Source organism: Mesotoga sp. UBA5825, from assembly GCF_002432955.1.
GTDB lineage: Bacteria > Thermotogota > Thermotogae > Petrotogales > Kosmotogaceae > Mesotoga.
In genome coordinates, this window is sequence record NZ_DJHG01000131.1 from 1 (window position 1) to 4,254 (window position 4,254).

At 47.3% G+C, this 4,254-nt stretch carries 3 protein-coding genes; 2 read left to right on the forward strand and 1 reads right to left on the reverse strand.

The window, feature by feature from the left end:
- Positions 1-249: 249 nt before the first annotated feature.
- Positions 250-2,337 (reverse strand): efflux RND transporter permease subunit, encoded by a 2,088-nt coding sequence (locus B3N33_RS12460; RefSeq protein ID WP_292593514.1) that lies wholly within the window; start codon positions 2,335-2,337, stop codon positions 250-252.
- Positions 2,338-2,457: 120 nt separating this feature from the next.
- On the opposite strand from B3N33_RS12460, the gene B3N33_RS12465 reads away from it, so the two are divergent.
- Positions 2,458-2,934 carry a MarR family winged helix-turn-helix transcriptional regulator gene (locus tag B3N33_RS12465; protein ID WP_214078289.1) on the forward strand — a complete coding sequence of 159 codons (477 nt, stop codon included), beginning with the start codon at positions 2,458-2,460 and terminating at the stop codon, positions 2,932-2,934.
- Between the two features lie 6 nt (positions 2,935-2,940).
- Positions 2,941-3,930 (forward strand): SDR family oxidoreductase, encoded by a 990-nt coding sequence (locus B3N33_RS12470; RefSeq protein WP_214061401.1) that lies wholly within the window; start codon positions 2,941-2,943, stop codon positions 3,928-3,930.
- Positions 3,931-4,254 lie beyond the last annotated feature (324 nt).

The following is a 4,254-nucleotide window of genomic DNA, read 5'->3' on the forward strand; positions in this document are numbered from 1 at the left end:
AATCTGGGCTGTGGGTCTTGATGAATGACGGGTCACCAATAACCAACAACGGACAACTATTTCTTCTGCTTGCAACTGACAACGTGGAACTTGGAACTGCTTCTTTCCGGTGGGCAGTGGACCGTTGACGGACAACGTTGTTTTGAGCAGCGTTCAGCGTATCTTGGCACACCGGAACCTCGGACCCGCTACGCTACCGGCGCTTGCGTCATCAGTCTGTCTTTCATCTCGCTATTTTATGAAGAAGAATCAATGCGTAGACATCTTCCATTTGGAGACGATTTTCGGAATGATTGTGAGAGTGAGTATGGCGCCGGTGACCATTCCTATGGCGAGAAGCAACCCAAGTCCTGAGAACAACTTCAAAGGCGCGAATATCAGCGATGAAAAGCCTGCAGCCAGAGCTATTGTATTAGAAAGTATCGCCGGTGTGACCTCTTGTCTTGCCCTGTAGATATCTTTGGTCTCTATGAATCTGTTGATCAGGTGAATCGCGTAGTCTATTGTCATTCCGAGAAGGACCCCGGAAACGATAGCAGTAGAGATTTCCAGCTTTATGCCCAGTATCGCCATATAAGAGAAGTTGAAGAGTACAGACAAGGCGATCGGAAGAACAGACACTAGAGCCAGTTTGAATGACCTGAAAACGACTATGAGGAGCAAGGTGATGACTACTAGAGCCCATAAGATTGTGCTTACCTGACTGCGCAGTATTTCGTTGTTAACCCCGGAGATTATCAACAGCGGCGAAGCAACGTAAGGACTATACTGCTGATAATCCTCTAGAATTTCCTTCAAGTCATCTTCGAGACGCTGGGAGCTTACTGCGTCGGTATTTGGAGTCTTGACGAGTAAGCGCAGCGAATTGCCGACCATATATTGCTGCACGGGCAGATCGCCGTTGCGAGCAGCTATCTGGAGAATTGGAAGGGGGATTCCGAAAGCACTGGAAACATCCATTATGGATGAAACGCCCCTGACTTCTTCGAGCTTGTTAATGTCGGAAATGAGGTTCGAAATGATTTGTGCATCTGCGCCTGTGTAGAGACTGTTCTTGTCAAGAATGACGTAAAAAGGCATGTTCCAGCCGAACTCATCTCTTATGGTTTCGGCTGATTTCACGATTGAGGAACTCTTCTCGAAATAGTCGAACTGGTCGAAGTTCCGCTCGATTTTGGAAATCAGAAATGGCGAAACGACTGCGAAAGCAATTATACCTATAAGTGCAACCATTTCAATCTTCTTTGCCTTCTCTCCTGTCGGACCCTTGAACCTCAGTCTTCTATTCACCGCAGGGAGGTCGATGAAATAGAGAGCGGCAGGAAGAGCTATGAGAACGAGCGCCGAACTCATCATAATACCGATAGAGACCATTATTCCCAGTTGCCTGAAGGCCTCCAGACTGCTCACCAAGAATGTTAGAAAGCCGACTGCTGTCGTAAGCGCCGATAGGAAGACGGGAATAAGCTCCTCATGTACTGTTCGCTTCAACGCGAGATTTCTATCCAGAAACTTTCTGTTAGTGATGTATCGATCTATGAAATGGAGCCCATAAGACGAGGAGATTATAACTATGAAAAGACCCACCGTTGAGGTGAGAATGTTGATATCCAAGCCTATCATCACGCCAAAGCCGTAGGCCCAGACAGCCGCGATGATTGATAGAATCGAAGGGATGACTGCTGCCCGAATGCTTCCGAGCCTCAGGAAGTAGATGAAGCAGATTAGGCCGAAGAGAATTGGGGGATATACAACCAAAAGCGACAGTATTGAACCGTAGAGCTCTTCATCGATAATCGGCTCTCCGCTGGCGTAGAACTCCATGCCCTCCAGCGACTCGCCTGCAACTTTCAGGATCGTTTTGACATCTACGCTCTCGGTTACATTTATCGGAATGAGCGCGACCTCTCCATTCTCGTCTAGAAGGTTGTCGAGATAGAGCGGGTTCTGCAGAATCTCGCGAGCGTTATCCTTGGGGATCCCTTTCTCGAAATAAGGTTGGACGTTTGTCCCACCAATCAAACTAACCTTTGCCGCATCCTGATAGGAGTTGTAACCCACCACTCCCTCGATCGTAGAGAGCTTTTGCAGGAAATCATAAATCATTAGTGAATTGTCTTCCTTGAAGAGACCGTCTGTCTTAACTACAATGATAATCTGCTTTTCACTTCCGAAAAGATTCTCCATCATTCTCATGTTTTCTCTCGAAGGAGATTTCTCTGGTAGAAGAAATTCGCTTGAAACGTTTATTTCAACTCTTAGAATGAAGAGCCCCATTACTATCGTGATGATGGCAAACAGAGTTATTATAAGGATAGAAATCCTTCGGCTAATCATATGGATTGCCCCCTTTACAGAATTGTACTATGATTTCTTTGAAAGTTATGTTTATGTATAGTAAAATATCTAAACAATTAATTTCTTAGACTGTTATAATTACTTCATAGGAGGTGCACGATGAATGTGGAAGGCGAGGGAATAAGTCCTGAAAAGATACTTGAGTCTGTGTTCGATCTTGTCAGGAACTTCACAAAGTTCTTTTCTTTCACCATAGAGGCCGAAGAGATGAAGACAATCGAGCTCTATATCCTTTTGTTTGTTGCGCTCAAAGGGCCCCGGAGCATGTCCTCACTTGCGAAGGAGTACTCGATGACAAAGAGCAATATCACCGTTCTTGTGGACGATATGGAGAACAAGGGCTATCTTGCCCGTGTCCGTTCTGAAGAAGATAGACGGGTGATAATGATTACACTAACCGAGCGTGGCAAGGCTTTCTTTGAAAGCTTTTTGGCGAACTTTTCCAAGTTGATCTCCACGTTCATAAAGAAAGTTGGTTCCGAAGACCTTGCGATAATCACCGAAGGGTTCGAAAGAATAACCCGGATCGTTATAGACGAAAAACTCGTGGATTCCGATGAAGGGAGGCAAAGCTGAAAAGTCATGATACTTGTAACCGGTTCTACCGGGCACGTTGGTAACGTTCTCGTCAGAGAGCTTGTCATCAAAGGCGAAACCGTGAGGGCAGTTGCCCTTCCTGGAGAAGATACCTCGATGATCGAGCAGGAGAGAGTGGAGATACTCCACGGCGATATACGCGACAGGGAGTTTGTGGTCAGAGCCTGTGAAGGAATCGACACAGTCTATCATCTTGCAGCGCTCATATCCATAATGCCCAACATGAAGAAAAAGGTGAGAAGCGTCAACGTAGGCGGCACGGAAAACGTGATTCACGCGTGCAAGGTTCAGCGGGTGGGAAGGATGGTCTATACAAGCTCTATTCACGCCTTCACCGAGCTGGAACCGGGAAGCATGATAGATGAAAACGTGCCGTTCAATCCGGCCCGCACTAGCGGGGTCTACGGGAAATCCAAGGCCGAGGCCGTGCTGAGCGTACTAACTGCAGCCAGGGAAGGTCTGGACGCAGTCGTGCTCTGCCCTACGGGAATCATAGGACCTTTCGACTACAAGCTTTCCGAAATGGGAAACATGATAAGGCTCTTCGCAAGCGGTAAGTTGAGAGTCGGGATCGATGGCTCTTTCGACTTCGTCGATGTCCGCGATGTGGTGAGTTCGGAGATCGCAGCTTCGAAAGTGGCAAAGCCTGGCGAAGTCTACATTCTCGGCGGAGAGCGCGTAACGATACAGGAGCTTACGGACATGCTGCACCGTATAACCGGTAGAAAGAAAACCTACACCTTCTTGAAAAGTACTAGCGCTTACGTCCTTTCGGCCCTGAGCACACTGTATTACATGATCTCGAAGACCAAAGCCTGTTTCACTCCTTATACAGTACACACACTCACCAGAAACTACAAATATTCTCACAAAAAAGCTACGAAACTATTGGGCCACAATCCCAGAAAGGTCTCGGAATCGTTAAGGGACGCCGTCGAATGGCTATCCAGGTACGGCACGATAAAACTGCGGTGAAAGCTCAATTCGGCAGGTCAGATGTAGATCATCCCACCTGGCAAACTCGAGTCTTATCTACGAATGCACGAGAACCCATTCTTGAAAAGAAGAAAAAGCTTCTGAATATCTTTCTCTGATTCCTTTTCGTCTATCCTGTTGAGCTGAACCAAAACGCCCCTGAATGAGACGTTCATCCGACGCTGCGCGTCCAGGTTCTTGGTCAGAGGGGATGTAAGAGGCCAGAGGGAAGAGGTTGGAAGAGCGGGAAGACCTTGATCTTCTTACCTCTAACCTCATTCCTGTCGCCTCTATAGGGTTTAGACCCCTTCGACCCCCAATGGT

What these genes read in the sequence shown, in the direction of transcription:
- B3N33_RS12460 (WP_292593514.1), bottom strand. Translation starts at nt 2,337, where the DNA reads ATGATTAGCCGAAGGATTTCTATCCTTATAATAACTCTGTTTGCCATC.
- B3N33_RS12465 (WP_214078289.1), top strand. Translation starts at nt 2,458, where the DNA reads ATGAATGTGGAAGGCGAGGGAATAAGTCCTGAAAAGATACTTGAGTCT.
- B3N33_RS12470 (WP_214061401.1), top strand. Translation starts at nt 2,941, where the DNA reads ATGATACTTGTAACCGGTTCTACCGGGCACGTTGGTAACGTTCTCGTC.